A 26,370-nucleotide genomic window follows, 5' to 3' on the forward strand; every position below is an offset into this window, starting at 1 on the left:
ACTAAACAGTAGTTTATCACGACGGGAAAATGAAAGAAGATGAGCGGCAATCCACCGGCAGGCCAATCGTCGCGTTGACGCCGCGCTGTTCAGGTTTTATCGAAGTCCTCTTCAGCCTCTTTATTCGGTACATATTTTTCTTTTATGTTTCCTACCGCACTGACGGAATATAAAAGCGGATGATAGCGTTCAAGGTGCCATCGACAGGAGCGTTTTTCCTGATCGATTTCTGACATCGGAGTTTTTACGTTTTTCTTTCCATGCGCCGATGGCCACTGACTAATGCCAGGAGCAGCCGCATGGACGTCATCACCTCTGCTTCGCCTAGCAATCGGCTTCTCGACAGCCTGCCCGAGGACGAGAGGCTCTGTTTTCTCGCCGACTGCGAGACCGTGGATCTGGAATTCGGCCGGATGGTCGCCCAGCCGGGTGAAAGTATGACGCACGCTCTTTTCCCCCTAGACTGCCTCATTTCCCTGATTGCCACCCTGGAAAGCGGTGGTCGGTTGGAAGTCGCCATGGCGGGCAATGAAGGCATGGTGGGAATTTCGTTGATGCTTGGGGCACAGAAAAGCTCGTTACAGGCGCTCGCACAAGGGGCAGGGCAGGTCTTGTGCATACCGTCATCCTGCTTCCAGGACCACCTGAAGCGGAGTCCCGAGTTGGAGGTGGTGATGAAACGCTACCTCAATGTCTTGATGAGCCAGATATCCCGATCCGCCGTTTGCGCCCACTTTCATGGGGTCGAGGCGCGTCTGGCGCGCTGGTTATTGATGACCCATGACAGGACCCGCGGAGACGAGATGCATATTACCCACGAATTTCTGTCGGGGATGCTGGGCGTGCGGCGTGCGGGCGTCACCAAGGCGGCCAAGGCGCTGCAGAGTCGCGGCCTGATCGACTACCAGCGAGGCAGGATCACCGTACTTGAGCGCCCCGGCCTCGATGAAGCCTCTTGTAATTGCTACATTGCCGATCGCGAGATTTATGCGCGCATGCGCGAACAGGTAGCCTGATTCCTGGCGCAATCTCCCACGGCTATTTCCCACGGCGAATTAGGCCGCAACGGGTTTCCGCCGATTCCCACGGCTGTGTCCCGCAACCAGCATGTCGGGTGCGTTGGCGGCTTCGTGACCTTCTCCCCGCTGTGTATGATGACTCTCACACGTCATCATCAGCATCAACACGCGGGGAAGCATCGTGAACACGGAGAGTCACTCTCAGCTGGCGGCCTTTATTTGGTCCGTGGCGGACCTGCTGCGCGGCGATTTCAAACAGTCCCAGTACGGCCGCATCATCCTGCCCTTCACCCTGCTGCGGCGCCTGGAGTGCGTGCTGGCGCCCACCAAGGCCGACGTGCTGATCAAGGGCCAGGCGGTGGAGCAGATCAAGCTTGGCAACACCCTCTCCGACGACCAGCTCCCCGGCGAGCACTTCGATTTCATGCTCTCCAACCCGCCCTTCGGCGTGGAGTGGAAGAAGGTCCAGAAGCAGGTCACCGACGAGCACAACCAGAAAGGGTATGAGGGCCGCTTCGGCCCCGGCCTGCCGCGGGTCTCCGACGGCTCGCTGCTGTTTTTGATGCACCTGGTCAGCAAGATGCGCCCCCGCCAGGAAGGTGGCTCGCGTATCGGCATCATCCTCAACGGCTCGCCGCTGTTCACCGGCGGCGCCGGCAGCGGGGAGTCCGAGATCCGCCGCTACCTGCTGCAGCACGACCTGGTGGAAGCCATCGTCGGCCTGCCCACCGATCTGTTCTACAACACCGGCATCGCCACCTACGTGTGGATCCTCTCCAACTACAAGCCCGCCGAGCGCCGCGGCCAGGTGCAACTGATCGACGCCACCGGCCGGGCCAGCAAGATGCGCAAGTCGCTGGGCAGCAAGCGCCAGTTCGTCGCCGACCGCGACATCGAAGAGATCGTGCGTCTCTACGGCGCCTGCCAGGAGAGCGAGGAGAGCAAGCTGTTCCCGGTGGAGACCTTCGGCTATCGCCGCATCACCGTGGAGCGCCCGCTGCGCCTCAACTTCCAGGCCAGCCCCGAGCGCCTGGCCAAACTCGATGACGAGAAGCCGCTCCAGAAGCTCATTGATGCCGAGCGCGAAGCTATCAAGGCCGCCAGCGCCACCCTGGACCCGGAGCAGGTGTTCACCAACCGCGACGCCTTTACCAAGGCGCTGAAGGCCGCGCTCAAGGCGGCAGGCCTCAAGCTCGGCGCCCCGGTGCAGAAAGCCATCCTCAGCGCGCTTTCCGAGCGGGATTCGGAAGCGGACATCTGCCTCGACAAGAACGGCAAGCCCGAGCCCGACACCGGCCTGCGCGACAACGAGAACGTGCCGCTGGACGAGTCGGTGTTCGACTACTTCGAGCGCGAGGTGAAGCCTCACGTGCCCGATGCCTGGATCGACGAGGAGAAGCGCGACCCGCTGGACGGACGCATCGGCATCGTCGGCTTCGAGATCCCCTTCAACCGCCACTTCTACCAGTTCACCCCGCCGCGCCCGCTGGAGAAGATCGACACCGACCTCAAGGCCTGCACCGACCGGATCAAGCAGATGATCGAGGAGCTGTCGGCATGAGGAAGGGCGCCGCTCAGCCTTGTCTTGCACAGTCATTGACAGTGAAAGGGGCATGCCCTAGCATGCCGGGTAACACACCCGCCATGCCTCTCACTGAAGCACACTTTGGCGGGTTTTTTGTGTCCGGGGGTCGAGCATGAGCGACTTCCACAAGCCTGCACACAGCATTGATGAGCAGATCGCGACGCTATGCAGCCGTGGCCTGGCGATACCCGACGAGGCTCGGGTGCGTCACTATCTGGCCAATATCAGCTATTTCCGCCTTTCAGCCTACACGCGTCCCTTCTACCAGCCAGGCCTCCAGGAGCATCGTTTTCTGGAGGGCACCTCCTTCGAGGATGTGCTGAGGCTCTATGTGTTCGATCGTGAGCTCCGCCTGCTGTTGCTTGATGCCATCGAGCGGCTGGAAGTCGCGCTACGCGCCCAGTTGACCAACACCCTAGCTGAGCACCATGGCCCTCACGGCTACCTGGATCCCGATATTTTCGATACCCGCTACAACCATGGGTGGCTGTTGGAGAAGCTGGAGAACGCGGCCAAGGGGCGAGAGATCGAGACCTTCCTGGCGCACTATCGCACGAAGTACCGATCAGCCCCCAATCAGCCGCCCATCTGGATGGCGGTGGAGCTGCTGACCTTCAAGGAAGTCTCGACCCTGCTGGCCAAACTGCGGCTTCCAAAGGATACCCAGCGCATCGAGCGCCATTTCGGCTGGAAGATGCCGGTGCTGCGATCCTGGTTCCGCAGCCTGTCTGATCTGCGCAACGTCTGCGCCCACCATGGCCGAGTGTGGAACCGCGAATTCGGTAGCCGCCCCGAGATGCCGAGAAAGGTTCCGGCCGGCTGGCCGAGCATCCCCGGTAGCATCGAGACGGGGTCTCAGGAGCACCCCGATCAGCGTCTCGACCCGCGTAGGCGCCTGTATCTCCAACTCGTGGCGATCGAGTCGCTGATGCAGGTTGTGTCGCCTACTAGCCAATGGGCCGAGCGGTTGGTGACACTGCTGGACCATTACCCTCAGGTTTCACGTCCACATATGGGTTTCCCTGGGCATTGGGATACGGAGCCTTTCTGGCGAGAAGCAGTGATGAACGCAAGGGAGGGGCTGAAGGCATGAGCTTCCCGAAATACCCTGAGTACAAGGATTCCGGCATCGAGTGGCTGGGGGAGGTGCCGGCGCATTGGGAGGTGTCAAGGCTGAAGCATGTTACGGACCGAATAATTGACTGCCCTCATGAAACGCCGGTGTATGATCCTGATGGTAATTTTTTAGTTATAAGAACAGCGGATTTGGAATATGGCGTTTTGGATCCACAGCTCATTTACCGTCTTGACGAAAGTGAATATAACTCAAGAACCAGAAGGTCTACCCTTGGTTGTGGTGATATTGTTTATGGTAGAGAGGGAGAAAGGTGGGGACATGCCGCCTTGGTTCCAGAGGATGATAAATATTGCCTTGGCCAGAGGATGATGCAGTTCATTCCTTCAGATGATATGTGTCCTGAGTTTCTTATGTGGCAGTTGAATTCTGATAATGTGTATCATCAAGGTGATGTGGATATTGTTGGTGCCACCTCTCCGCACGTTAATGTTTCCACCATAAGAAACTATTACATTTCGGTGCCCCCTAAAAAAGAGCAATTGTCTATATCAAGGTTTTTGAATGATGAATCCTCAGCATTTGACGAACTCGTTCATTCAGCAAACTCCATAGTTGCCCTGCTGCAAGAACGCCGCTCCGCCCTGATCTCTGCCGCCGTTACCGGCAAGATCGACGTCCGTGGCTGGCAGGCCGATCAACAATCCGAGCAGCCCGAGGTGCTGATGGCCGCCGAAGCGTGTGCCACTTACGGTTCAGGCAAGGAAAAGATCGATGAAGTTTGAAACCTTCCAGGCAGGCCGTTGGGTTCAGCAGTATCAGTACAAGAGCTTCAGTCCGGTCACCGTGAACCGCGAATGGAGTTGGGAGGATCCGCAGATCAATACCCTGCTGGAGCGTGCCTCTCGCGCCCTGGCGGAACTGAATGCCTTCACCCTGATCGTGCCGGATGTAGACCTGTTCATTCACATGCACATCACCAAGGAGGCCAATAACTCGTCCCGCATCGAGGGCACCCAGACCGAAATGGACGAGGCGGTGCTGGACAGCAGCCAGCTGGCGCCCGAAAAACGTGACGATTGGCAGGAAGTGCAGAACTACGTCCAGGCGATCAACGAGGCGGTCGATGAGCTGGAGCGATTGCCGCTCTCCAACCGACTGCTCAAGCACACCCACGCTATCCTGATGCAGGGGGTGCGTGGTGAACACAAGTCACCCGGAGAGTTTCGCGTCAGCCAGAACTGGATTGGCGGTAGCAGCCTGGCGGACGCCGCCTTCATTCCGCCCCATCCCAATGAGGTACCTGAGCTGATGGGGGATTTGGAGCTCTTCTGGCATAACGATAGTGTCAATGTTCCGGAGCTGGTCCGGATTGCCATCAGTCATTACCAGTTCGAAACCATCCACCCTTTTCTGGACGGTAACGGTCGGATCGGCCGGCTGCTGATTGCGCTTTATTTGGTCAACAAAGGTCTGCTGCGCAAGCCATCGCTGTATCTGTCGGACTTCTTCGAGCGCAACCGGGCCAGCTACTACGATGCGTTGACCCGGGTGCGGATGTCGAACGACATAGTGCACTGGGTCAAGTTCTTCCTGTCGGCCATCATCGAAACGGCCGGCAAGGGCAAGGCCACCTTCGAGGCCATTCTTGAGCTACGCCAGGAATTGGATCAACTAGCGTTTGGTTACGGCAAGCGTGCTGAGAATGTTCAGAAGTTACTAAAACACCTCTACAGGCGTCCAGCGGTCACGGCAGGGCAGGTCAGTGAATTGCTGGGCGTGACCCACCAGACCGCCTCTTCCCTGATCAGCAGGATGGTCGAGGACGGCATGCTCAGCGAGATCACTGGCTATCAGCGTAACCGGATCTTCGTCTTCGAGCGGTACATGAGACTGTTTCGCTCTTGACCGCGAACTCGTCGATAGGTGTAAGGCACAAGGGTCAAAATTGATATATGCCAATTCTTGCGTAAGGATGAAGCGAGTAACTTTACATATGCTGTTCTTGTGTAAGGAGGCTGCCTGAAGGTGCCAATGGGCTTCGTTCAAGCCCGGTTCGTGAAGACAATGTACCCCGGCAACCTCAACAGCTCAGGCAATGGTTACTCAATGGAGGCAGCATGACCCAGGGACGCAGTATTCGACTCTTCCTCGTGGACGGCACGCCCAACGGCCTGCTCACCGCCGAGATCATGAACTGGACCGGTCATGTACTCACCGGCCCGCGCAGCAAGCTCAGTGAGCTGGTGCAGCGCCCGGAGTGCGGCCGCACCGGTATCTATTTCCTGGTAGGCCCCGACCCCGAAAACAGCCTGCGCCCGCTGGTCTATATCGGTGAGAGTGACGATACTTACGGTGAGTGGCAGGATCGACAGGTCACCGCCGCCGCTGAGACAGCAGGCCAAGAAAATGCCTGAGGAGCTCTTCCATGTGCGGCCGCCTCGCCCTCTATAGCGATTTCCCCAGCCTGGCATGCTCCCTCAAGCTGCCGCTGATCAAGGGCGAGTTGACGCCTCGCTACAACGTCGCGCCCGGCACCTGGATCAGCGCGGTACGCCGGCATGACGGCAGCGGCCAGCTGAGCCTGGATACCCTTTGGTGGAGCTACCGGCCCCCCTGGGCCGACGACAAGGCCCCCCAGCCCATCAACGCCACCGTCGAGAAAGTCGCTACCTCTCCCTACTTCCGCGGTGCCTTCGCCCATCACCGCTGCCTGGTGCCGGCAGACGGCTGGTATGAGTGGCTAGCCGTGGGCGGCCGCAAGCAGCCCCACTACCTGACCCGCCGTGACGGCGAGCCGCTTTGGTTTGCCGGCATCTGGACGGAGCGCCCGGACGGCAAGCCTGGCTGCGCGATCCTCACCGAGCCCGCCCGAGGCGTCGCCAAGGCGATCCACCCGCGCATGCCGCTGATCCTGGATCAGCAGAGCCTCGAGCCCTGGCTCGATCCCGAGCTGACGGACCGCGAAACGATCCGCCATCTGGTTCACCATCTCCCCCACCACGAACTGACCCACTGGCCGGTGAGCACTCGGGTCAACAAACCGGAGGAGGATGACCCGGCGCTTATCGAGCCCCTCGAACCTTCCGCGCCATAGGCACCCACGACAAGGAACGTCCTATCATGACACCTCCCCAGAGCCAGTCGCGCGACGATGAGATCAAGCAGGCCATCGAGGCCTATCTGCAGGTCCGCAAGCGGATCCTGGCGATTGGCCGTGACGTGCCGGAGCGGATTGGCGGCAACGACAACATCATTGGCCGGATCGGCGAGTTCCTCGGCCTGCGCTTCCTGGAGGCGTTAGGCCAGAGGCCCGAAAAGGTCGAGGGGGCCTCCAACCCGGGTTATGACCTGGTGGAAGGCGACTGTCGCACCCAGGTGAAGGCGATCACCCACGAGAACCAGCGGGGTCGCAGCGTGCGGCTGACGCCTGGCTGGACGCAATTTTTGCTGATGGAACTGGGGGAACACTACACGCCCGACAGAATCGGGTTGCTCACCCTGGAACAGCAACAGCTGGCCCTCGATGCCGGGTTCGCCAAGACCGAAACGCCAGTGGTCAGCTTGACCATGCTGGGTGCCAAGGGACTGATAGGCAGCTATGGTCGAGTGTATGACCTTGAGGAGATCGAGGCTCTCGGCATCTGAAGCTACCTCGGCCACGATGCAGGAAGTGGTGCAAGGCTTGGCGGCGGCCGGTCATCGCTTTATACTGTTCGATAACAACACCCCCCACGCCTCTCCCTGAAGCGCACCTTGGGGGGTTACTTTTTTCTGGAGGCCGGCCTTGCAGTTCAACAAGCCCCCGCTGAGCTTAGATGATCAGCTCGACCGGCTAATCCAGCGGGGGCTGACGGTGCCGGACCGCCAGCGGGCGCTCCACTATCTGCGCCACCTCAACTACTACCGGTTGGGCGCCTATTGGCTGCCCTTCGAGGTCGATCACCGTACGCATCGCCTGCGCCCCGGCACCACCCTGGATGATGTGCTGAATCTTTACGTGTTCGACCGGGAGTTCCGGCTGCTGGTCATGGACGCTATCGAACGCATCGAGGTCTCGATTCGCACCCGCTGGGCCTACCACATGGCCCATACATACGGACCCCATTGCCATCTTGATCCGGCCCTGTTCAAGTCACCTCACCGTTCTTGGCGTCATGAGGAACGGCTGCGTGCCTTGGAAGGGGAGGTGCGGCGCAGTCAGGAAACCTTCATTCGCCATCTGAGCGCTACCTACGACGAGCCGCTGCCTCCGGTCTGGGCCCTGGTGGAGATCATGACGTTCGGCCAACTGTCCCAGTGGTACGCCAACACACGTCAGCGCCGAGATCGCAATGCCGTGGCACGCGAGTACGACTTCGATGAGAGCGTGATGACATCGGTCCTGCACCACCTGAGCACGGTACGCAACCAGTGTGCCCACCATGCTCGCCTGTGGAACCGGGAGTTCACCTTCCTTCCCAAGCTGCCAAAGGATCGGCCTGCGGCTGTGCTGGACACGCTATCCTTCGACGCTTCGCGACGTATCTACAACACCCTCACCCTGATGCTGCATCTGATGGATGTGGTGAACCCCCATCATCATTGGTGGGAACGGTTGATCGGACTCATCGATCACCACGCCATCAATGTGGCCGAAATGGGGTTCCCTGACGACTGGCGAGACCGCCCTCTATGGGCAATGCATCGTCCTAAGTAGCCTTCTCCTAATATCCCTGACGCGCTAGGCTGTTACGCATCATTACGCCGAGCGCAGGGGACTATATGGCGGACAGCAGGGAAGCCAGGTTCCAGCAGGACATCATCGACGCCATGGTGGCCGGCGGCTGGAAGACCGGCACGGCCAGCGGCTATGACCGCACCTCGGCGCTCTACACCGAGGATCTGCTCGGCTATGTGTGCGAGGCCTGGCCCGAGCGCTGGGAGAAGTTCTGCAAGGCCAACCCTCAGGCCCCCGAGCAGGTGTTCGTGAAGAAGGTGGTCCGCGAGTTGGAGCAGGCCGGCACCCTCGAGGTGCTGCGCCACGGCTTCAAGGTGCCGGGGGTGAAGTTCGACCTGTGCAGCTTCCAGCCCGACCACGGCATGAACCCCGATTCCCTGGCCCGCTACCGCGCCAACCGTCTACCTGTGGGAGCAGGTGTTCGCCCCGGACGCCTGGCTGAAGGTGCTCGGCCGCTTCCTGCACCTGGAGCAGAAGACTGTGGAGGACTTCCACGGCCGCCGCAGCGTCAAGGAAACGCTGATCTTCCCGCGCTATCACCAGTGGGAAGTGGTCAACCGGCTGATTCAGGGCACCCTGGCCGAAGGGCCGGGGCGGCGCTACCTGGTCCAGCACAGCGCTGGTTCCGGCAAGTCCAACTCCATCGCCTGGGTGGCCCATCAGCTGGCGAACCTCTACGGCGAGGAGGGCAAGAAGCTCTTCAACTCGGTGATCGTGGTCACCGACCGCACGGTGCTCGACAGCCAACTGCAGGACACCATCTTCCAGTTCGAGCACGCCCACGGCGTGGTCTGCCCGATCACCCGCGACATCGGCAACCAAAGCAAGTCGGAACAACTCGCCGAGGCGCTGGCCAGCAACACCCGCATCATCATCGTCACCATCCAGACCTTCCCGGAGCTGTTCGACGCCCTGGACAAGCGACCCCAGCCCGCCGAAGGGCACTACGCAGTGATCGCCGACGAGGCCCACTCCTCGCAGACCGGCAGCTCGGCCAGCAAGCTCAAGGCGCTGCTGGCCGCCGCGGGAGAAGCTGTTGGCGACGATGAAGGGAGCGAGGGTAGCGGCGAGCTTGAAATCAGCGCAGAGGCCATGCTGGACGCCGCCGTGGCCTCACGGCGCCCCAGCGAGCGCATCAGCTACTACGCCTTCACCGCCACGCCCAAGGCCAAGACCCTGGAGCTGTTCGGTCGGCCGGCGAACCGGCGACCTCCGGATCCGGACCTTCCACCCAGCGCCGACAACACACCCGAGCCGTTCCACCTCTACTCCATGCGCCAGGCGATCGAGGAGGGCTTCATCCTCGACGTGCTCAAGAACTATGTCACCTACAGCACCGCGTGGAAGCTGGCCCATCCCGAGGGCGAGGAGCAGGAGGTCGATTCCAAGAAGGCCTCACGGACCCTGGCCAAGTGGGTGCGCCTGCACCCCTACAACATCGCTCAGCGGGTCGAGGTGATCGTCGAGCACTACCGCGACAACGTGCGCCACCTGCTCGACGGCCAGGCCAAGGCCATGGTGGTCACCGCCAGCCGCCAGGAGGCGGTGCGCTACCAGCTGGCCATGCAGGGCTATATCCAGGAGCAGGGCTACGACGACGTTCATCCCATGGTGGCCTTCTCCGGTAGCGTGCCGCCGGACGAGCTGATCCCCGAGGAGGTGACCGAGACGAGCCGCCTGCTCAACCCCGGGCTGAAGGGCCGCGGCCTGGCCGAGGCGTTCGATACCGCCGACTTCAACGTGATGATCGCCGCCAACAAGTTCCAGACCGGCTTCGACCAGCCCAAGCTGTGCGCCATGTACGTGGACAAGAACCTCCACGGCGTGGACTGCGTGCAGACCCTCTCGCGACTCAACCGGCTGTTCCCCGGCAAGCAGACCTTCATCCTGGATTTCTATAACGACGAGCAGGAGATCCTCGACGCCTTCGCCCCCTACTACCGCAAGGCCGAGCTGGCCGACGTCTCCGACCCCAACGTGGTCTTTGATCTGCAGCGCAGCCTGGATGCCAGCGGCATCTACCATTGGCCCGAGGTGGAGGCTTTCGCCAAGGCCTTCTTCGACCCCAAGGCCCCGGCGTCGAGTCTCAGCTACCACTGCCGGCCCGGCCAGGACCGCTTCAAGCACCGTTACCAGGCGATCCTCGAGCAGCTGCAAACCTGGAAGGAAGCCCGGCGCACCGCCGAACAGCACGGCGACGACAAGGGCCTCAAGCGCGCCGAGCAGGAACTCAAGGAGGCCGGCACCACCCGCGACGAGCTCGACCTGTTCCGCAAGAACCTGCAGAGCTTCGTGCGAACCTATGAATTCCTCAGCCAGATCGTCACCTTCGACGATGCCGAGCTGGAGCAGCTCTGCGTCTTTGCCCGCCATCTCTACCCGCTGCTGCGCACCGACCGGCTGCTGGAGGACGAGGCCATCGACGTCAGCGAGCTGGAGCTGACCCACTACCGCCTCACCAAACGCGAGGAGAAACGCCTGCAGCTCGAAGAGGCCGGCGGCGACTAGGGCCTGAAGCCCGTCAGCGACGTGGGCTCAGCCAAACCCTTTGATACCGAGAAGCAGCGTTTGGCGGAGATCATCGACCGGCTCAACGACCTCTATGGCGCCGAGGTCTGCGACGACGACAAGCTGCACTTCGCCAACGGCATCGCCGACCGCATCGAGCGCGACGAATCAGTGATGGCCCAGGTGCGCAGCCACGGCGACGACCAGGTGATGCACGGCCTGTTCCCCAAGAAGGTCACCGACGCCGTGCTCGACGCCCTCAGCGACCATGAAAAGCTCTCCATGCCGCTGCTGGAAGATGAGGAGATTGGGCGTCAGTTTGCGCTGTTGATACTGAAGTTGTTGGCGGGGAGGACCGAGAGAAAACTGCAACCAGATACGTGATTTCTAGCTCATGGTAATGAAGGTCTGTTATGAATTTCCACCTCGGTGGACTGTCTTACCCCCTGAAGGCGGGGTCGCAGTAACGCTCACACCATGGAGGCAATGCGCATGTCGGTGGCCGCTCTACTCATGACCGCGCTGCTGTTTGGCGGAATGGTGCTCTTCTCTTTTGGCTTCGCCGCCTTTCTGCTGAAGACATTGCCCACAGACGTGGCGCGCGCCTCCATTCGGCGTGCCTTCCCCTATTTTTACCTGTTCGTGCTGATCGTTGCAGCGGTGGCGGGTGCGTTACTGTGGCCGGTCGATCGGGGCTCGTCGCTGCTGATGGCAATGATCGCGATCACGGTGATTCCCGCACGCGAATTGTTGATGCCGGCCATTAACCTGGCGACTGACCAGGGAAATGCTGCTCTCTTCAAGAAGCTGCATGGCTTTTCCGTGACAATAGGGCTTGCCCACATTGTCATCAACGGTTACGTGTTGACCCGTTTCCTTTGAGGTTGATCATGACATCCCTGCCTACAGAGAACGTTCAGGACTATCCGCGTCCGCCGGCGCTGGAGCCGGTTGATGTGCCACTGGCGATCTATCTGGATGACACTCTGGTCGCCCAGACGAACCGGGCCTACCGCGTCCTCGAAACCCATCATGCGCCCACCTATTACTTTCCGCCCGATGACGTAACAGACGTTCTGAGCCCGATCTCCGGCAGCAGCTTTTGCGAATGGAAGGGGATCGCACGCTATTTCGATGTTGTGGGGCAGCACCATACGGCACGCCGCGCCGCCTGGTGTTATGAGACTCCTTCGCGCCGGTTTCTCCCCATCGCCGGATACCTGGCTTTCTATGCGTCGAGCATGCAGCGCTGCCTGGTCGGTGATATCGAGGTGATTCCCCAGCCCGGGGATTTCTATGGCGGATGGGTTACGCCCAATCTGACAGGCCAGATCAAGGGGGCCGCGGGGACTCGCCACTGGTGATTGAACATCCTTGGGCGGGATGATTCCTCATGGCATCGCGCTTTGGCGACTATTCTTTCCGGATCATATGAACACAATCGATACATCAACGTTGGCAAAGCGCTTGGCAGGCGGCCATGCCTTTCTTCGAACCAGGAACGGAGACATCAAGGGGCTTGCCATCAATGCCCGTGATAACCCTGACGCGCCGGAGGTACTGATCGTGGGCCTGGGGCCCAACAAGGTGGCTAACGCAGAACGCCTGCTGGCTCATGACAAGGCAGTGCCGCTATATCTCAAGCAGGCCGTTAACGCTTGGACCTACCGTGGTGAATTCCGAGCAACAGCGTTTCTACGCGATCCGTCTGTCATCGAGCGACATCGCAGGCACCATGAGGTGAGTGAGGTGGCAGGTATCCTGTTCCTTGAAAGGGTGGACGCCAACGGGTGAGAGGGCTATCGAGTAGGTCAGCCGTATCAAGGGCGACGCCGAGAGGGATGACAAGAGACCAACGATCCATGATCGGCGGTCTCTTTAAGTATCTATTTGCGACCCTGGCGTGATGCGATCTCAAGCACCGCTGTCGGTAGCCAGGCGGTGCGAAATACCACGCAGCCTTTCGGCGGTCGCGCTCATTTCGTCAGCCAGTTCGTCGGTGAGCCTGGCTCGCTCGTCAAGATAGATCATTGCAAGCCTGCCGGTGGCATGGTCCGCATTGCGCGTGCTGCGCTGGTCCTTCGCATTCACAGACGCCTTTGCCAGTTCCGCTGCTATTCCGCTCACCGTATCCGCTAACAGGTTGACCTGGTCGATGTTGTCGCTTATGGCGTCGCACGTTGGCAGCCATTCAATCCGTCTGACCAGGGTTGGCTTCCGGGGAGGTTCGTCATGGTTCAGTGCATCGCGCAGTGCAATGCCAGGGGAGCCGTACTTGCAGCCTACCGTGCCGTCTTCGTTGCTCAGCGTGCCGGTATCATGGAGTGACGTTCCACCGTCCATGATGCGCCACTCGTACCACCCCATCTCGGGTTCGCGGTAGACCTCAATGACTCCGCTGGCATAGGGGCGCTCGATGCGATGGGTGGTGTCGTTCGGCATGAAGTCGACCAGGTTCTTGCTGAGTTTATCCAGGCCGCGGGCGTGGTGGCGGGCCTGCTCGACGTCGCCGGAGTCCATGCCTTTACGCTCCATCGACTCGGCCAGGCACTCCAGCCAGATGGTGTGAAGATCCAGCGTCGTCACAGCGGAAGTGATATCGATATGGTTCATGCATTGTCCTCTGATGCTGCGGCGAATTCCTGGCCTAAGCGTCTTCACGGGATAGGGCTGTCATCGAGCTACACCGCAGCACCGCTCTGCAAAAGATGTGGGGGGGCATTCTGTTTCTGGAAAGGGGCGATGATAGGCGCGATCCCCAGGTTCGCTAGTGACTGATGGGCCAATGGATTCATGGCACCAGCCACTGCCCCGCCCAGTCATCGGCGCGCTCGAACCTGGCGCGGCGGTGGTCAGGCCCGAGGTGCAGGGCGTCGATGGCGCGTACGGTCAGGCACAGCAGCGCGAACGATGCCGGGTCGGGCGTCTTGGTGTAGGCCAGGGCCTCGGGGATCGGCCGTCCCGGCGTTGCGGTACTGCTGTAGGCATAGCGCGAGGGCTCGGGGATGCGCGCCCAGGTATTCGCGACATCCGCGCCTGTCTGGATCGCGACCTGTGCTTCGATGCGTATCTGCAGATGCGCCGAAGGGTCCCAGACGTGCAGTGCGGCCAGGGGGTTCGCCTGGAGCTCTGCCACCTTGGCAGACTGCCGGTCCGTGTAGAGGTGCAGAGTGCCGGTGTGAGCGTTCGCTGCACGCAAAACGACCGTGCGGGCCTGGGGCAAGCCGTCGGTGCCCACGGTGGCAAGGGTGGGGTGGCGCGCGGGGGCATGGCGGTCGTGAACGCCACGGGATAGCCGCGCCCAGAGATGGGCGTGCAGCGACCCAAGCTCGGCCGCCCAGGGGTGTGGGTCAGTCGTCATTCTGCGCCTCGTTGGATGCTGCCTGGTCGCGGGCGATCTCCTGCATCTCATCGGCCGCCCGATTCAGCACTCGCGCCATCTTTGCCATCGGCGTCAGGCGGGCATCGGTGTAGATCATGCCCCGTCGGCTGTCGACACTATCCGGGTCGAGGTGCCGGCGCATCTGGCGCGCTTCGAACGCTTCCTCTTCTATCTCGCCTGCCATGCGGCGCAGCGTGCGCGTTATGCCTTGCGCCTGTGCGACGGTTTCCCGGGTGGCATGGGCACGCGCCTTCCAGGCGATGCGCACGACCTCGGAAGTCGCGCCGGGGTCAGGCAACGGCGGAAGCGTGGTGGCCAGCGCGCTGCGCAGGGTGCCGAGCGCCGTCGCATAAGCCTTGAGCTGTGTGACGTCGCCGGGCTGCAGGCCGTGGCGCTCCAGCGAGACGGCGATGGCCTTCAGGCTCTGTTGAAAGATTTCCAGCTGCTGCAGTGCCTCCAGGGCGGCGTCGGCTTCGATCGTGACGGTCTTCATCGCATCCCTGCTCCTCTGTGGGTGGATATCACCAACTAACAGGAGTTTTCATATTCGCCGGGCGTTGTCTACCGCGTTCAACAACGTAGCGTTGGATACAGGCTGGCGTGGCCACCCGGACTTGGTGCATTGTTGTCATCTCATGTGCCTGCGGCCAACATAACGACGCCAACCGCATTGCCATGATGTGCCTGCCGCCGTTCGGTGGGCTGCCTGCTCGATTCGGCCGGACCCATCCGGCCGATAGCAGCGAAAGACGCGAACAATCGCCACGGAAGTACCTGACTCAGGAGCCAATATGCCGATCTACACCAATATCGAAGATCTTCGACGTCACTATGTGCGCCGCACCCCCAAGATGTTCTATGACTACGCGGAATCCGGCAGTTGGACTGAGCAGACCTTTCGCGAAAATACGAGTGATTTCAAGCATATACATCTTAAGCAGCGCGTGGCGGTCGATATGGCTGGGCGCACCACGCAAAGTCGGATGATCGGTGAAGACGTGGCCATGCCAGTGGCACTGGCACCGGTGGGGCTGACCGGCATGCAGTCTGCCGACGGTGAAATCAAGGCGGCCCGGGCGGCCGAGGCGTTTGGCGTGCCCTTTACGCTCTCCACCATGTCGATCTGTTCGATCGAGGATGTGGCCGAACACACAACCAAGCCGTTCTGGTTTCAGGTCTATACGCTCAAGGATGACGACTTCATGCGTCGCCTCTTCGAGCGCGCCAAGGCAGTCAACTGCTCCGCGATTGTGGTCACGGTCGATTTGCAGGTGCTCGGCCAGCGTCACAAGGACATCAAGAACGGGCTATCGGCACCGCCCAAGCTGACAGCGCGCTCGATTGCCAACATGGCCACCAAGATCCCCTGGGGGCTGGAGATGCTGCGCACCAAGCGCCGCTCATTCGGTAATATCGTCGGCCATGCCAAAGGGGTAACCGATCCGTCGTCGCTCTCCACCTGGACATCGGAAGCGTTTGACGTCTCGTTGGATTGGAAGCGTATTGCCCAGTTCAAGGAGTGGTGGGGGGGCAAGCTGATCGTCAAGGGCATCATGTCCCCCGAGGACGCTCGGCGAGCCGTCGAGATCGGCGCCGATGCCATCATCGTCTCCAACCACGGCGGTCGTCAGCTCGATGGTGCCGTCAGTTCCATTCGCATGCTGCCAGCGATTATGGACGCGGTGGGTGATGATGTGGAGGTGCATCTCGATTCGGGGATTCGCTCCGGCCAGGATGTGCTCAAGGCACTGGCGCTGGGCGCCAAGGGGACCTATATCGGCCGGGCGTTCACCTATGGGCTGGGGGCAGCGGGTGAGGCAGGCGTCACCAAGGCCCTCGAGATCATCCACAAGGAGCTGGACGTCACCATGGCGCTGTGTGGAGAAACGGACGTCAAGAATCTTGGCGAACATAACCTCTATGTGCCCCAGGGCTTCGGGGATCCGACCGTCAGTCTTTGACCGCCGGCCATGCCGATCAACGGCGGCAGAGGATGCGTGCGACAGCGCATTCCACAGCTCTGGCGACGTTCCTCAGCGGGGCTTGTACTGGGTCGGACAGTAGCCGCGCGTGACGTCGTCAGGGCGCAGTGCCAGATGCTTGGTAACGCGCCCCTGCACGCGCTGCCGCCAGCGTCGAAACGAAGTGGGTTTGAGCGCATGGCGCATGACCGCCACGGTATCGGCTTCGTTCAGGCCAAACTGTGTCTCGATGGCCTCGAAGGGGGTGCGATCCTCCCAGGCCATTTCGATCACGCGGGAGCGCTCATCGGGCGGTAGCCGGCGATAGCGTCTTATAGCGGAGTGGGGCATAACGCTTCTCCTTCATGTAAACGCAGCCGCTGCCCATCGGCTGGTTATCCGTCTTATACCGGCGCTTTGGCCACTGAATCGCCCCCGAGATGTTTCAACATGTCAGCCTGAAGGCCTCAGGCCAGATCGAAGAGCAGGATTTCCGAGTCTTCCACGCCGATCGCGTCGATGGGCTCTCCCGGCTGGAAGGCGGCGGCATCGCCTGCGGAGAGCCGCTGCCCGTTGATCTCGGCCTCGCCCCTGACCACATGCAGCCAGGCATGGCGGACCGCAGGCGTCGGTGCTTTCTCGCCGGCATCGAACAGGCCGGCATAGAGGTTGACGTCCTGGTTCACGCTTACCGAGCCGTCGCGTCCCTCCTGGGAGACCACCAGCCGCCACTGCCCCTGGCGCTGCTCGACGGGAAAAGCCTTCTGTTCGTAGCCGGGGGGAATGCCACGCTGCATCGGCTCGATCCAGATCTGCAGGAAGTGCAGCTCCTTGTCGGGCGCGTTGTTGAACTCGCTGTGCCGCACGCCGGTGCCGGCCGACATGCGCTGCACATCACCAGGGCGCATGATCGCACCGTTGCCCATGCTGTCCTTGTGGGCCATTTCCCCGGTCAGCACGTAGGAGAGGATCTCCATGTCTCGGTGGGGGTGGGTGCCGAAGCCCTGGCCACCCTGAACGCGGTCTTCATTGATCACGCGCAGCTTGCGAAAACCCATGTGGTCCGGGTCGTAGTAGTCGGCAAACGAGAAGGTGTGGCGAGACTTCAGCCAGCCATGATCGGCGTAGCCGCGCTCGTTGGCATGTCGAATGATCATCGATGTTGTCTCCATGGCGCCCGACGGTCGGGGGACGTCGAAAAGTCGGAAAATTGAAAAAGCTTAGATGAAATCGGGGTCGTCGGTGCGAACGATGATATCGGTTTCGTCACCTGGCAGGGTGACGGAAAATTCCCCGCCGCCCAGGTAGGTGACCGGGTGCCCTTCGCGGGTACGCAGGGCGGGCTCGCCGCTGACGGGGCCGGAGGGGGTGAGCTCGTTAAGCTCCTTTACGCTGACCAGGATATCGATCATCAGCTCACGGCCCTGATTGTCGAAGGCCATGATGGTGCGTTCATGTTCGCTCATGGGGTGGCTCCTGCTCAACGTGTGTGGCTTTAAGTATCGGCGCTTCGGCCGGGAGAGGCGAGGGCTCCAACGCTGCGGGGCCTGCGATAAGGCAGGCCCCGATGGTGTCGGTGAAACGAGAGCCGGCTATAGCCGGCTGGCCACGGCGTCGAGGAAGCCGTTCATGTCGACCAGGGTTTCGCTTGCCGGATCGTTGGTCTTGCCCTTGAGATCGCCGGTAATGATACCGGCGTCCACGGTATCGATCAGCGCCGCCTTGAGGCGGTGGGCGTAGTCGACCAGGGCGGCGTTGTTCTGACGGTCACCCAGGGTCTCAAGGGCGTTGGCCACGGCAAACAGCAGAGCCGAGGAGTTGAAATGCGCCTGCTTGCCATCGCTCTCCAGGTAGGTGAGGTAGAGGTCGTGGGCGGTGCCGTGGGGCGCCTCGAACAGCATGGTGCCGTCCTTGCTCTCGATGATCGAGCTGGCGGTGGCCAGGCTGCCGCCCAGGGCGGCGGAGATATCGGAGAAGATGTCGCCGTCCAGGTTCTGGGCCGGGTAGAGGGCGTTGCGGGGCGGGTCGGTGATCATCTTGGTGAGCTGGCTGGAGGGCCGCATGATCATGAACGATGGCGGCGGGGTGCCGGTCTCGGCCAGCTCACGGCGCACGTCGGTGATCGCCGTGCTGAACACCTCGTCGTATTCCATGTACTCGCGCTTGAGGCCGAAGTAGACCTCCTTGCCCTTGCGCGAGGCGTCACGGAAGACCTGCAGTATCCAGTCCTTGATCGCCGCCTGATCGTTGGACATCAGCAGTATGGCGTCGCCCTTCTTGACACGGCGGGCATGCTTCTCCTCGCCGTCGACGATCACCTTGAGGATGCCGTCTTCGCTGGCGGGGGCATTGAAACTGCCGTACTGGTCACCGCCGCCGGCGCTCATGCGCGAGATGGAGACCTGGGCCTTGCGAGCGGGAATGCCGTAGAGCTTGAGCTGTTCCACCAGCTTGTAGAGCTTGCGACCGGTGGTGTTGTCCGGCACGCCCCAGAGGGCGCGCTCAGGCGGGTTGGCGACCAGCCGTGCGGCCTGGGCGTCGATCAGCTCATAGTGGTAGTTGAGCCCCAGCGCTTCCACCTGCTCGCGGTAATGCTCGTCGTAGATGGCTTCGATGGCGGCGCGCATCACGCCGTCGTAGCCGGCGATCACGGTGTCCTTGAGGCCCAGATAGATGTCGCGCTTCTCGTCGATGGCGCGCTGGAAGAAGCGGTGGGCCCAGGCCTTGACGTCGTCCACGTCGTTGGTGGCCAGCAGCCAGGGGTCGCCCTTGTTGACCTCGCGGCGGTGCAGCTCCACCGGGTTACCGCTTTCCCCGACGAACATCAGCTTGACCACGCCGGTGGCTCGGGAGAGCTCGTTGAAGCTGTCCTTGATGCCGCCGGTCTCCATGGTGTCCACCTCGATATCGCGGCCAATCCACTCGGGGCGCGAGACCGTGAGGTTGCGAAACTCGATGTCTTCACGGGTGATGTTACCGCCGATGCCCTTGCGGATGGCGCCGTTGGGCGATTTGGTGGCCAGGGGGTGAAGGCGTATGCCGTCAACCTCGGGGTGCTTGTCGAGCATCTCGCCGAGCTGGGTGCGGTTGACCGTCATGCCGGCATTCTTGATGCCGACACCGTGTTTTTTGAGCGCCTCAATGGCGTCGACGATTACCTGACCGTTGGTGACCAGGCGGTTCTCGGCAGAGAGGTCGATCTCCACCAGTGGAATATCCAGTCGTGAGGTCACGAAGGTGTCGAGGATCTTCTCGAAGGCCACCTGGGCCATCTCGTCGCCATGGAGAATGACGAGAGGGGCGTCGACGCGGATCTTGTTGCTCATCACGGTTCCCTGTTTGCGGTGATCGATCGGTGATGATCGTTACGATATTAGGTGTGAATATGGTACGCCTGCCGCCGGCGTGACGCTACGCGCACAAAGCAGTAGGGCAAGGCCGGAGGCGGTTGGCTAACCCGGCGCGCGGTTGGACCAGCGCTCGTCGGGATGCACCTCGTTGGCCGGCAGTACCGGGTCGTAGCCCTCCTGGCGCAGGGACTCGATCACCTCGCGGGTGTGCTCGCCGCCCAGGGTTTCCAGGGTGGCTTCCACCTCGGTAGCACGCAGCGAGAGGTCGGTGAAGGTGCGCTGGTGAGCGATCTGGATGACGTTCGCGCGCTGGTCGGCGAGCAGGCGGGTCAGCTCGGCCAGGGCGCCGGGTATGTCGGGAATCGCCACCCGCACCCGCACGATGCGGGCAGTTCGCACCAGGCCGCGCTGAATCACCGAGGCGAGCGCCAGCATGTCGATATTGCCGCCGCACAGGATCAGCCCCACCTTGCGGCCGCGGTAGCGTTCGGGGTCATCCAGCACCGCCGCGAGCCCGGCGGCTCCGGCGCCCTCGGCCACGCTCTTCTCGATCTCCAGCAGCAGCAGGATGGCACGTTCAATCTCGGGCTCATCGACCAGCACGATGTCATGCACCCGCTCACGCACGATGGGCAGGGTGAGCCGACCGGGCTGCTTGACGGCGATGCCCTCGGCCAGCGTGGCGTGGCCGCACTGGATCGTCTCGCCGGCCAGCGCCTGCTGCATGGCCGGGAAACGCCGGGTCTGAACACCCACCACCTCGATACCCGGCCTGAGTTCGGTGGCGGCGATGGCGTTGCCCGCGATCAGCCCGCCGCCGCCGATGGGGATAACCAACGCGTCGAGGTCGGGCACCTCCTCGAGCATCTCCAGCGCGATGGTGCCTTGCCCGGCGATGATGCGTTCATCGTCGTAGGGGTGCACAAACACCAGCTGGTGTTCGGCGGCGAGACGCCAGGCCACCTCGCCGGCCTCCGCTACACCTTCGCCCTCCAGGTGCACCTCGGCGCCCAGCTCACGGGTGTTGCGTACCTTGAGGTTGGGAGTGTGACGCGGCATGACGATGGTGGCGCGGATGCCGAGCCGGGCGGCGTGGTAGGCCACCGCCTGGGCATGGTTGCCGGCGGACATGGCGACCACGCCCCGGGCACGTTCCTCCTCACTGAGGCTCAGCAGGTGGTTGAGCGCGCCGCGCTCCTTGAAGGCGGCGGTGAACTGGTGGTTCTCGAACTTGATGTAAAGCTCGCAGCCGGTGATGCGCGAGAGGGTGTGGGAGCGCAGGAAGGGGGTGCGCTCGACGCTGCCGGAGATGCGGGCGGCAGCGGCGCGGATGTCATCGAGGGTCACGCTCATGGCAGGCGTCTCCGATGCTGCGGGTGTGGCAATCATGATGCTGTGTTGCCCTGGTGATGTCGAAGATGAGATTAGCGCTGAACTCTAAGGCGGTGTTGAGGCTCTGTGGCTGGGGTAGAGTGAATGCAGGCAGGCCTATTTTTCAGTCACCGCATTTTTTCTGTAACCGCTTTGATGGAGGAGAATTCGATGAACGCCAGCAAGATTCTGGAGCAGCTGATGCGGCAGGCGTCAGGCCAGTCGGGTAGCGCGAACGGTAGGGGCGGTAACTTGCCCGCCGAGGTGGCTACGGAGTTGGAGCACCAGGCCAGAGACGCCGGCTGATGGCAGATCCGCTGATGATGTTGGCTACCGGTTTCGGCCTGGGGCTCTCACCCTGGGCCTCGGGAACCGTGGGATCGCTTGCCAGCCTGCCGCTGGCCTGGTGGCTGTTGGGTCGAGCCCGCCGCGTACAGGTGGCGGTGACATTGGCGCTGCTGATCGCCGCGGTGCCTATTTGTCACCTGGCCGAGGAGTCCTTGGGTGGCAAGGACGACGGACGCATCGTGCTCGATGAGATTGTCGCCTTTCCGGTGGCGGTGCTGGGCCTGGCGGCAGCCCGCCAGCCGTTGGCCATGGCCTCCGCCTTCGTGGTCTATCGGGTGTTCGACAGCACCAAACCACCGCCGATAAGCCTTGCCGAGGCCGTTCCCGGCGGCGCGGGCATCGTGCTTGACGACGTTATTGCCGCGCTGATGACCTGGCTGGTGATGGCCCTCGGCCTCATGCTGTGGCGCCGGCGTCAGGCGTCGTCATGATCTCAGGTTAGGCGCCTTGCCAGGGCGAATACGTGGGAGTCTTCCACCTCGAGTTCGCGCAGCGCCTCGGCCAGGTTGAGCAGGTAGTCGCGGTTGGGGCCGCTGGGCCCATGGGCGCAGGCGATCTGCGCGGCGATGGCGTCCAATGGGGCGTCGCCGAGGAAGGCGGCGTTCTCTTCGGTGGCCAGATAGATCAGCCCCTCGGCGCTGTCGCCGTCCGAGAAGTGCAGCGCCACTACCTCACGCAGGTAGCCGTTTTTCTCGCGGACATCCAGTGGGGCCAACACCTCCGGGGTGATGCGATAGGCCATGCCGTGGCACACCGCGCCCGGCTCGCGCACCAGGGTGGCGACCCTTCCCGGGGCCTCGGGGGTGCCGCGGTGGTCGTGGGAACCCTGCCAGAAGCGTCGTGACCAGCCATGAATTGAGGCTGGTCGCCTCTCCAGATAGGCAAAATCCACTTTCCAGATCAGTGAGCCGTAGCCGAATAGCCAGATCTCATCGTGGCCGTCGAAGTGGGTCATCTGGCGGTTGAGGGCGGTGGTGTCCAGGGCCATGGTCGTCGTGCAGCCGGTGGTGGGTGGGAGCCGTCATGATGCGTTGCGCGGTGGGGAATGTCGAAGGGCGAAAGTCGAAGGGCGGTGCGCGACGCGGTCATGCGGGTGCGGTAGGCTGGCGGCTTGTCAACTTTCTACTGATGGAGTCCCTGCCATGACCGTGATGATTCTCGGCCTGTTGATCTTTCTGGGAGTGCACTCTGTGCGCATCGTCGCCGATGACTGGCGAAGCGCCCAGATCAAACGCCTGGGCGAGATGCCCTGGAAGGCGGCCTATTCGGTGGTCTCCATTATCGGCCTGGCGCTGGCGATCTGGGGCTATGGCCAGATGCGTCTCGACCCCACCTGGGTGTGGTTCCCGCCGGTGGGGCTGCGCCACGCCGTGTCGCTGCTGATGATTCCGGCCTTCATCCTGCTGGTGGCGGCCTATGTGCCGGGCAACCATCTCAAGGTGAAGCTGGGCCATCCGATGATCATCGCCGTGAAGATCTGGGCCTTTTCTCACCTGCTGGCCAACGGCCGGCTGGGCGATATCGTCTTCTTTGGCGCCTTCCTGCTGTGGGCGGTGTTCGACTTCCGCTCCGCGCGTCGCCGCCCGGCACCCGCGAGGCAGACCCCGAGCATGGCGCGAACCGCCATCACGGTGGTGGTTGGCCTGGTCGCCTACTATGTGTTCGCTTTTCACCTGCATGTCTGGGTTACCGGCGTGTCGGTGATGTGATCCCGTCGCGGTAATCTCTGCCGCCATTGAAATGGCGGCTGGGCCTTTCTCTTTATGGTGCTACGCTGATTGAGTCAATGCCGAATTGTCATCGGGAAGTCATGGTGTTGACATGTCGCTGAGCGATAACAGGTTGCGCCCTATTCATCATGGAGAGTTCGTCATGTCGATCACACGCCGCCGTTTCCTCAAAGGCAGCCTGGCCGCCGGGGCTGTTGCCAGCGTGCCTTCCTTCTACGTCAACACGGTGCTGGCTCAGGAGAAGACGCTGCGTATCTATGCCTGGGCGGGCTATTTCAACGACCAGATGCTGGCAGACTTCACCGAGAAGACCGGGATCAAGGCAACCTTCACTCCCTATGGCACCAACGACGAGCTGATGAATTCTCTGCGCGCTAGCGATGGCAGCGGTTTTGACGTGATCATGCCCACCGTGGATCGTGTGCCGGGCTACCTCGACTATGACCTGATCCAGCCGTTGGACGAGTCGCGCATCAATTGGAGCGGCGCCCTGGATAGCGCGATCGAAGGCTCCGAGACCGGCGGTGTGGTAGACGGCAAGCGCTACTTCGCGCCCAGTGACTGGGGCACGGAGGCGATCACTTGGCATCGCCGCTTTGCCGACGTCGATCGCGCCAACCTGAGCTATGCCGACCTGTGGAACCCCGAGCATGGCCAGGGCGTCACAGTGCGCGGCCACTCGGCGCTGGTCGGCATCGGTCTGTGGCTGGAGCGCGAAGGCCGGCTGCCGTTCCCGCTGCTCGACTCTTACAAGAGCGAGGAAGCGATGCGTGCCAACTTCGACGTCATTCTCGAGGAGGCGGTCAAGCACAAGTCCATGTTGGCGCAGTTCTGGAACACCGAGAACGAGGCCCAGGCCGCCTTCCGCACCAACGGTGCAGTCATCGGCCAGACATGGGACTCCACTGCCTTCCGCCTGAAGCAGGAGGGCGAGGACATCGCCTATGGCGCGCCGAAGGAGGGGGCTCTGGCCTGGATGGAAGGGTTCGTGATCCCGAAGAACGCCCGCAATCCCGATGCCGTTTACGAGCTGATCAACTGGTACTACACGCCCGAGGCGGGTGCCATGTTCGTCGAGGCCACCGGCTACAACTCGACCTCCAAGGGCGCCACCGAGTTGCTGCCCGAGGCAACGCGCAACTTTTTCACTGAATCCTACACTGATGCGGACTTGGCCAACCTTTGGTGGTGGCCTATCCAGGAGCCCTGGTACGTGGCGCTTCGCAACGAGTATCAGGACCGCTACCTTTCCGCATGACGGTTCATGGTGCCGGCACGGGAGTGGCCATGGACGGCAGCGTTCGCCTGGAGGAGGTGGTGATGCGCTTCGGCGACTTCACCGCCATCGACAAGACAACGCTCGACATCGGCTCGGGGGAGTTTTTCAGCTTCCTCGGCCCCTCGGGCTGCGGCAAGACCACTCTGCTCAACATGATCAGTGGCTTTTTGACCCCGAGCGAGGGGCAGGTGCTGATCGGCGGTGAGCCCATGGCCGGAGTGCCGGTTAACCAACGACCCACGGCGATGATCTTTCAGAACCTGGCGCTCTTCCCACTGATGACGGTGTCCGAGAACATCGAGTTCGGTCTGGAAGTGCGCGGGATCGACAAGCGTTCTCGCCGCGAGGCCTCCGAGAAATTGCTGGCGCTGGTGGCCCTGGAGGGCAGCGGGCCGAAGCAGATCAGCGAGCTTTCCGGCGGCCAGAAGCAGCGAGTGGCCATCGCCCGGGCGCTGGCCGTGGAGCCCCGGGTGCTGCTGCTGGACGAGCCGCTCTCGGCGCTGGACCTCAAGCTGCGTCAGCACATGCGTGCCGAGCTCAAGGCGATTCAGCGCAAGACCGGTATCACCTTCATCTATATCACCCACGACCAGGGCGAGGCGCTGACCATGTCCGACCGGGTAGCGGTGATGTCGGCGGGGCGCATCCAGCAGGTGGCCGACCCCGAAACCCTCTACCGCTCACCGGCCACCGGCTTTGTGGCGGCCTTCGTGGGCGAGAACAACCGGCTTCAGACGACCCTGATCGAGCGCCAGGGCGAGCGGGTGCGCCTGGATGGTGGACCCCTGGGTGAACTGGCCGGCCGTGTCGCGGCCTCATCCCCCCTCGAGAGCGGTGACCGAGCCGCGCTCTATATTCGCCCTGAGCACCTTCGCCCGGTCGATGAAAGTGCTGCCGGCCCGGTCCTTGTCGCCACGCTAGAGGCGGTTCACTTCGAGGGCGCCTGGATGGTGCTGGAGGCGAGGCTGAATGCTTCCGGGGAACTGCTCAGGGTACAGTTGGGCCACGAGATCTCCCGGCAGTATGCCGATGTCCTGGTGGCGGGGCGGCGCATGCTCTTCGGCTATAACGTCGAGGATGCGGTAGTGCTGCCGGAGGATGGTAGCCCCCGGATCGATGAGGCGACCGGCGAGGTGATGGAGGCCGAGAATGTTTAGGCAGCTTGCCGCGCGTTTCGGCAGCCCATTGGCCATGGCCATCCTCGCGCTGCTGGGTATCTGGCTGATCGTGATGGTGACTCTCCCGCAGCTGCAGATGATCGACTACTCGCTGCGCCCCAACCTTCTGCCGGCACAGCAAGGCGGGCCGGAAGATGGCTGGACCCTGACCAACTACGCCACCCTGTTCGCCAACGACATCCATCGGGCGATCTTCTTCAAGACGCTGTGGTCCAGTGTGCTGGTGACCCTGCTCACACTCGGCGTAAGCTATCCATTGGCCTGGTATCTGGCCAAGGTGGCCACTCCGAGGCAAGCGGCGCTGTGCATCCTGCTACTCATCATTCCTTTCTGGATCAACGAGATCCTGCGCACCTACTCATGGTTCATCATTCTCGCCTTTCGCGGTCCCCTCAACGAGGTGTTGATGATGCTGGGGCTGATCGACCGGCCGATCCGTTTCCTTAATGGCGATGCCGGCGTCATGGTGGGTATGGTCTACGCCTATATTTTGTTTATGGTCTTTCCGGTCTACAACGCTATCGAGAGTCTCGACGACAATCAGGTGCGTGCCGCCCGGGATCTGGGGGCCGGCACCCTGCGCACCCACCGCCGCATCGTGATTCCCCACGCCAAGCCGGGAATCGCTACCGGTTGCATCATGACCTTTATGCTGGCGGCGGGGAGCTATGCGGTGCCGGCGCTGCTTGGTTCTCCAGGGAGCCGCTGGTTTACTCAGATCATCTACAACTGGTTCTTCGAGGGCGGCAACTGGAACCAGGGCGCGGCCTACGCCTTCCTGCTGCTGGTGCTATGCATCGGCTTCATGTCGCTGGTGATGAAGGTATTCAAGGTGGGCCTGGGAGACATCGCCAAATGAGGGGA

The 26,370-nt window shown here is 62.0% G+C and carries 31 protein-coding genes; 21 read left to right on the forward strand and 10 right to left on the reverse strand.

What is annotated here, in order from left to right; all coding sequences use genetic code 11:
* Window positions 1-89: 89 nt before the first annotated feature.
* Window positions 90-236 carry a hypothetical protein gene (locus ACFODV_RS04550; RefSeq protein WP_379755287.1) on the reverse strand — a complete coding sequence of 49 codons (147 nt, stop codon included), beginning with the start codon at window positions 234-236 and terminating at the stop codon, window positions 90-92.
* 63 nt (window positions 237-299) lie between these two features.
* Here ACFODV_RS04550 and ACFODV_RS04555 point away from each other — a divergent pair, with 63 nt between their 5' ends.
* The 14 genes from ACFODV_RS04555 to ACFODV_RS04620 all read left to right on the forward strand — a co-directional run bounded on the left by ACFODV_RS04555 (window position 300) and on the right by ACFODV_RS04620 (window position 12,701).
* Complete coding sequence (locus ACFODV_RS04555) at window positions 300-1,016, forward strand: Crp/Fnr family transcriptional regulator (protein WP_379755290.1); 717 nt, start codon at window positions 300-302, stop codon at window positions 1,014-1,016.
* Window positions 1,017-1,200: 184 nt separating this feature from the next.
* Window positions 1,201-2,580: a type I restriction-modification system subunit M gene (locus ACFODV_RS04560; RefSeq protein ID WP_379755293.1), complete on the forward strand. Its 1,380-nt coding sequence runs from the start codon at window positions 1,201-1,203 to the stop codon at window positions 2,578-2,580.
* 136 nt (window positions 2,581-2,716) lie between these two features.
* Complete coding sequence (locus ACFODV_RS04565) at window positions 2,717-3,697, forward strand: Abi family protein (RefSeq protein ID WP_379755296.1); 981 nt, start codon at window positions 2,717-2,719, stop codon at window positions 3,695-3,697.
* On the forward strand, window positions 3,694-4,464 hold the full coding sequence (locus ACFODV_RS04570; protein WP_379755299.1) for a restriction endonuclease subunit S: 771 nt from the start codon (window positions 3,694-3,696) through the stop codon (window positions 4,462-4,464). The genes ACFODV_RS04565 and ACFODV_RS04570 overlap by 4 nt, the downstream gene beginning before the upstream one ends.
* Window positions 4,454-5,587, forward strand: coding sequence for a Fic family protein (locus ACFODV_RS04575; RefSeq protein WP_379755302.1), 1,134 nt, complete (start codon window positions 4,454-4,456; stop codon window positions 5,585-5,587). Before ACFODV_RS04570 ends, ACFODV_RS04575 begins: the two co-directional genes overlap by 11 nt.
* A gap of 212 nt (window positions 5,588-5,799) precedes the next feature.
* Window positions 5,800-6,096, forward strand: coding sequence for a hypothetical protein (locus ACFODV_RS04580; RefSeq protein ID WP_379755305.1), 297 nt, complete (start codon window positions 5,800-5,802; stop codon window positions 6,094-6,096).
* Window positions 6,097-6,107: 11 nt separating this feature from the next.
* Window positions 6,108-6,776 carry an SOS response-associated peptidase gene (locus ACFODV_RS04585; protein ID WP_379755308.1) on the forward strand — a complete coding sequence of 223 codons (669 nt, stop codon included), beginning with the start codon at window positions 6,108-6,110 and terminating at the stop codon, window positions 6,774-6,776.
* A gap of 26 nt (window positions 6,777-6,802) precedes the next feature.
* A complete protein-coding gene (locus ACFODV_RS04590; protein WP_379755311.1) occupies window positions 6,803-7,327 on the forward strand; it encodes a hypothetical protein in 525 nt (174 codons plus the stop codon).
* A 139-nt stretch (window positions 7,328-7,466) separates the two neighbouring features.
* Window positions 7,467-8,378: an Abi family protein gene (locus ACFODV_RS04595; protein ID WP_379755314.1), complete on the forward strand. Its 912-nt coding sequence runs from the start codon at window positions 7,467-7,469 to the stop codon at window positions 8,376-8,378.
* A gap of 438 nt (window positions 8,379-8,816) precedes the next feature.
* Window positions 8,817-10,907, forward strand: a complete 2,091-nt coding sequence (locus ACFODV_RS04600) for a DEAD/DEAH box helicase family protein (RefSeq protein WP_379755317.1) — start codon at window positions 8,817-8,819, stop codon at window positions 10,905-10,907.
* 21 nt (window positions 10,908-10,928) lie between these two features.
* Window positions 10,929-11,291 carry a hypothetical protein gene (locus ACFODV_RS04605; protein ID WP_379755320.1) on the forward strand — a complete coding sequence of 121 codons (363 nt, stop codon included), beginning with the start codon at window positions 10,929-10,931 and terminating at the stop codon, window positions 11,289-11,291.
* 108 nt (window positions 11,292-11,399) lie between these two features.
* Entirely contained in the window at window positions 11,400-11,789 is a 390-nt protein-coding gene (locus ACFODV_RS04610) for a DUF4149 domain-containing protein (protein ID WP_379755323.1), read from the forward strand.
* An 8-nt stretch (window positions 11,790-11,797) separates the two neighbouring features.
* On the forward strand, window positions 11,798-12,271 hold the full coding sequence (locus tag ACFODV_RS04615) for a DUF427 domain-containing protein (RefSeq protein WP_379755326.1): 474 nt from the start codon (window positions 11,798-11,800) through the stop codon (window positions 12,269-12,271).
* A gap of 10 nt (window positions 12,272-12,281) precedes the next feature.
* The gene (locus ACFODV_RS04620) at window positions 12,282-12,701 is read left to right on the forward strand and encodes a hypothetical protein (protein ID WP_379755329.1); all 420 of its coding nucleotides are present in this window, start codon (window positions 12,282-12,284) and stop codon (window positions 12,699-12,701) included.
* Between the two features lie 120 nt (window positions 12,702-12,821).
* On the opposite strand, the gene ACFODV_RS04625 is transcribed toward ACFODV_RS04620, so the two are convergent.
* The 3 genes from ACFODV_RS04625 to ACFODV_RS04635 form a co-directional block, all read right to left on the reverse strand.
* Window positions 12,822-13,520 carry a hypothetical protein gene (locus ACFODV_RS04625; RefSeq protein ID WP_379755331.1) on the reverse strand — a complete coding sequence of 233 codons (699 nt, stop codon included), beginning with the start codon at window positions 13,518-13,520 and terminating at the stop codon, window positions 12,822-12,824.
* A gap of 178 nt (window positions 13,521-13,698) precedes the next feature.
* The gene (locus tag ACFODV_RS04630) at window positions 13,699-14,268 is read right to left on the reverse strand and encodes a pyridoxamine 5'-phosphate oxidase family protein (protein ID WP_379755334.1); all 570 of its coding nucleotides are present in this window, start codon (window positions 14,266-14,268) and stop codon (window positions 13,699-13,701) included.
* Entirely contained in the window at window positions 14,258-14,782 is a 525-nt protein-coding gene (locus ACFODV_RS04635) for a hypothetical protein (protein WP_379755337.1), read from the reverse strand. Before ACFODV_RS04635 ends, ACFODV_RS04630 begins: the two co-directional genes overlap by 11 nt.
* Before the next feature lie 298 nt (window positions 14,783-15,080).
* On the opposite strand from ACFODV_RS04635, the gene ACFODV_RS04640 reads away from it, so the two are divergent.
* Window positions 15,081-16,250, forward strand: coding sequence for an alpha-hydroxy acid oxidase (locus ACFODV_RS04640; RefSeq protein ID WP_379755340.1), 1,170 nt, complete (start codon window positions 15,081-15,083; stop codon window positions 16,248-16,250).
* Window positions 16,251-16,322: 72 nt separating this feature from the next.
* Here ACFODV_RS04640 and ACFODV_RS04645 read toward each other — a convergent pair whose 3' ends face one another.
* From ACFODV_RS04645 to ACFODV_RS04665, 5 genes are all read right to left on the reverse strand, one after another.
* Window positions 16,323-16,601, reverse strand: a complete 279-nt coding sequence (locus ACFODV_RS04645) for a TIGR03643 family protein (RefSeq protein WP_379755343.1) — start codon at window positions 16,599-16,601, stop codon at window positions 16,323-16,325.
* Between the two features lie 116 nt (window positions 16,602-16,717).
* A complete protein-coding gene (locus ACFODV_RS04650; RefSeq protein WP_379755346.1) occupies window positions 16,718-17,407 on the reverse strand; it encodes a pirin family protein in 690 nt (229 codons plus the stop codon).
* A 63-nt stretch (window positions 17,408-17,470) separates the two neighbouring features.
* Window positions 17,471-17,716: a hypothetical protein gene (locus ACFODV_RS04655; RefSeq protein WP_379755349.1), complete on the reverse strand. Its 246-nt coding sequence runs from the start codon at window positions 17,714-17,716 to the stop codon at window positions 17,471-17,473.
* Between the two features lie 126 nt (window positions 17,717-17,842).
* The gene (locus ACFODV_RS04660) at window positions 17,843-19,576 is read right to left on the reverse strand and encodes an isocitrate/isopropylmalate family dehydrogenase (RefSeq protein ID WP_379755352.1); all 1,734 of its coding nucleotides are present in this window, start codon (window positions 19,574-19,576) and stop codon (window positions 17,843-17,845) included.
* A gap of 126 nt (window positions 19,577-19,702) precedes the next feature.
* Window positions 19,703-20,953: a threonine ammonia-lyase gene (locus ACFODV_RS04665; RefSeq protein WP_379755355.1), complete on the reverse strand. Its 1,251-nt coding sequence runs from the start codon at window positions 20,951-20,953 to the stop codon at window positions 19,703-19,705.
* A gap of 189 nt (window positions 20,954-21,142) precedes the next feature.
* Between ACFODV_RS04665 and ACFODV_RS04670 the strand changes: the two genes are divergently transcribed.
* Together ACFODV_RS04670 and ACFODV_RS04675 are read left to right on the forward strand one after the other, a co-directional pair.
* Window positions 21,143-21,277, forward strand: a complete 135-nt coding sequence (locus ACFODV_RS04670) for a hypothetical protein (protein WP_379755358.1) — start codon at window positions 21,143-21,145, stop codon at window positions 21,275-21,277.
* A complete protein-coding gene (locus ACFODV_RS04675; RefSeq protein WP_379755361.1) occupies window positions 21,277-21,750 on the forward strand; it encodes a phosphatidylglycerophosphatase A family protein in 474 nt (157 codons plus the stop codon). Before ACFODV_RS04670 ends, ACFODV_RS04675 begins: the two co-directional genes overlap by 1 nt.
* A gap of 2 nt (window positions 21,751-21,752) precedes the next feature.
* Here ACFODV_RS04675 and ACFODV_RS04680 read toward each other — a convergent pair whose 3' ends face one another.
* Window positions 21,753-22,307: a gamma-glutamylcyclotransferase gene (locus tag ACFODV_RS04680; protein ID WP_379755364.1), complete on the reverse strand. Its 555-nt coding sequence runs from the start codon at window positions 22,305-22,307 to the stop codon at window positions 21,753-21,755.
* A 154-nt stretch (window positions 22,308-22,461) separates the two neighbouring features.
* Between ACFODV_RS04680 and ACFODV_RS04685 the strand changes: the two genes are divergently transcribed.
* From ACFODV_RS04685 to ACFODV_RS04700, 4 genes are all read left to right on the forward strand, one after another.
* A complete protein-coding gene (locus ACFODV_RS04685; RefSeq protein ID WP_379755367.1) occupies window positions 22,462-23,028 on the forward strand; it encodes an NnrU family protein in 567 nt (188 codons plus the stop codon).
* A gap of 163 nt (window positions 23,029-23,191) precedes the next feature.
* Complete coding sequence (locus ACFODV_RS04690; protein WP_379755370.1) at window positions 23,192-24,307, forward strand: substrate-binding domain-containing protein; 1,116 nt, start codon at window positions 23,192-23,194, stop codon at window positions 24,305-24,307.
* Window positions 24,304-25,485, forward strand: a complete 1,182-nt coding sequence (locus ACFODV_RS04695) for an ABC transporter ATP-binding protein (RefSeq protein WP_379755373.1) — start codon at window positions 24,304-24,306, stop codon at window positions 25,483-25,485. The genes ACFODV_RS04690 and ACFODV_RS04695 overlap by 4 nt, the downstream gene beginning before the upstream one ends.
* Window positions 25,478-26,365, forward strand: coding sequence for an ABC transporter permease (locus ACFODV_RS04700; RefSeq protein ID WP_379755376.1), 888 nt, complete (start codon window positions 25,478-25,480; stop codon window positions 26,363-26,365). Before ACFODV_RS04695 ends, ACFODV_RS04700 begins: the two co-directional genes overlap by 8 nt.
* Window positions 26,366-26,370 lie beyond the last annotated feature (5 nt).

Origin of the sequence: Halomonas tibetensis, assembly GCF_042643535.1 — a bacterium.
Taxonomy (GTDB): domain Bacteria; phylum Pseudomonadota; class Gammaproteobacteria; order Pseudomonadales; family Halomonadaceae; genus Halomonas; species Halomonas tibetensis.

Coding starts and splice junctions, on each gene's coding strand:
- ACFODV_RS04685 (WP_379755367.1), top strand. CDS start 22,462: ATGACCGTGATGATTCTCGGCCTGTTGATCTTTCTGGGAGTGCACTCT.
- ACFODV_RS04630 (WP_379755334.1), bottom strand. CDS start 14,268: ATGACGACTGACCCACACCCCTGGGCGGCCGAGCTTGGGTCGCTGCAC.
- ACFODV_RS04585 (WP_379755308.1), top strand. CDS start 6,108: ATGTGCGGCCGCCTCGCCCTCTATAGCGATTTCCCCAGCCTGGCATGC.
- ACFODV_RS04645 (WP_379755343.1), bottom strand. CDS start 16,601: ATGCCCCACTCCGCTATAAGACGCTATCGCCGGCTACCGCCCGATGAG.
- ACFODV_RS04670 (WP_379755358.1), top strand. CDS start 21,143: ATGAACGCCAGCAAGATTCTGGAGCAGCTGATGCGGCAGGCGTCAGGC.
- ACFODV_RS04580 (WP_379755305.1), top strand. CDS start 5,800: ATGACCCAGGGACGCAGTATTCGACTCTTCCTCGTGGACGGCACGCCC.
- ACFODV_RS04610 (WP_379755323.1), top strand. CDS start 11,400: ATGTCGGTGGCCGCTCTACTCATGACCGCGCTGCTGTTTGGCGGAATG.
- ACFODV_RS04690 (WP_379755370.1), top strand. CDS start 23,192: ATGTCGATCACACGCCGCCGTTTCCTCAAAGGCAGCCTGGCCGCCGGG.
- ACFODV_RS04555 (WP_379755290.1), top strand. CDS start 300: ATGGACGTCATCACCTCTGCTTCGCCTAGCAATCGGCTTCTCGACAGC.
- ACFODV_RS04650 (WP_379755346.1), bottom strand. CDS start 17,407: ATGATCATTCGACATGCCAACGAGCGCGGCTACGCCGATCATGGCTGG.
- ACFODV_RS04550 (WP_379755287.1), bottom strand. CDS start 236: ATGTCAGAAATCGATCAGGAAAAACGCTCCTGTCGATGGCACCTTGAA.
- ACFODV_RS04635 (WP_379755337.1), bottom strand. CDS start 14,782: ATGAAGACCGTCACGATCGAAGCCGACGCCGCCCTGGAGGCACTGCAG.
- ACFODV_RS04625 (WP_379755331.1), bottom strand. CDS start 13,520: ATGAACCATATCGATATCACTTCCGCTGTGACGACGCTGGATCTTCAC.
- ACFODV_RS04615 (WP_379755326.1), top strand. CDS start 11,798: ATGACATCCCTGCCTACAGAGAACGTTCAGGACTATCCGCGTCCGCCG.
- ACFODV_RS04590 (WP_379755311.1), top strand. CDS start 6,803: ATGACACCTCCCCAGAGCCAGTCGCGCGACGATGAGATCAAGCAGGCC.
- ACFODV_RS04675 (WP_379755361.1), top strand. CDS start 21,277: ATGGCAGATCCGCTGATGATGTTGGCTACCGGTTTCGGCCTGGGGCTC.
- ACFODV_RS04570 (WP_379755299.1), top strand. CDS start 3,694: ATGAGCTTCCCGAAATACCCTGAGTACAAGGATTCCGGCATCGAGTGG.
- ACFODV_RS04665 (WP_379755355.1), bottom strand. CDS start 20,953: ATGAGCGTGACCCTCGATGACATCCGCGCCGCTGCCGCCCGCATCTCC.
- ACFODV_RS04660 (WP_379755352.1), bottom strand. CDS start 19,576: ATGAGCAACAAGATCCGCGTCGACGCCCCTCTCGTCATTCTCCATGGC.
- ACFODV_RS04695 (WP_379755373.1), top strand. CDS start 24,304: ATGACGGTTCATGGTGCCGGCACGGGAGTGGCCATGGACGGCAGCGTT.
- ACFODV_RS04655 (WP_379755349.1), bottom strand. CDS start 17,716: ATGAGCGAACATGAACGCACCATCATGGCCTTCGACAATCAGGGCCGT.
- ACFODV_RS04565 (WP_379755296.1), top strand. CDS start 2,717: ATGAGCGACTTCCACAAGCCTGCACACAGCATTGATGAGCAGATCGCG.
- ACFODV_RS04700 (WP_379755376.1), top strand. CDS start 25,478: ATGTTTAGGCAGCTTGCCGCGCGTTTCGGCAGCCCATTGGCCATGGCC.
- ACFODV_RS04575 (WP_379755302.1), top strand. CDS start 4,454: ATGAAGTTTGAAACCTTCCAGGCAGGCCGTTGGGTTCAGCAGTATCAG.
- ACFODV_RS04680 (WP_379755364.1), bottom strand. CDS start 22,307: ATGGCCCTGGACACCACCGCCCTCAACCGCCAGATGACCCACTTCGAC.
- ACFODV_RS04640 (WP_379755340.1), top strand. CDS start 15,081: ATGCCGATCTACACCAATATCGAAGATCTTCGACGTCACTATGTGCGC.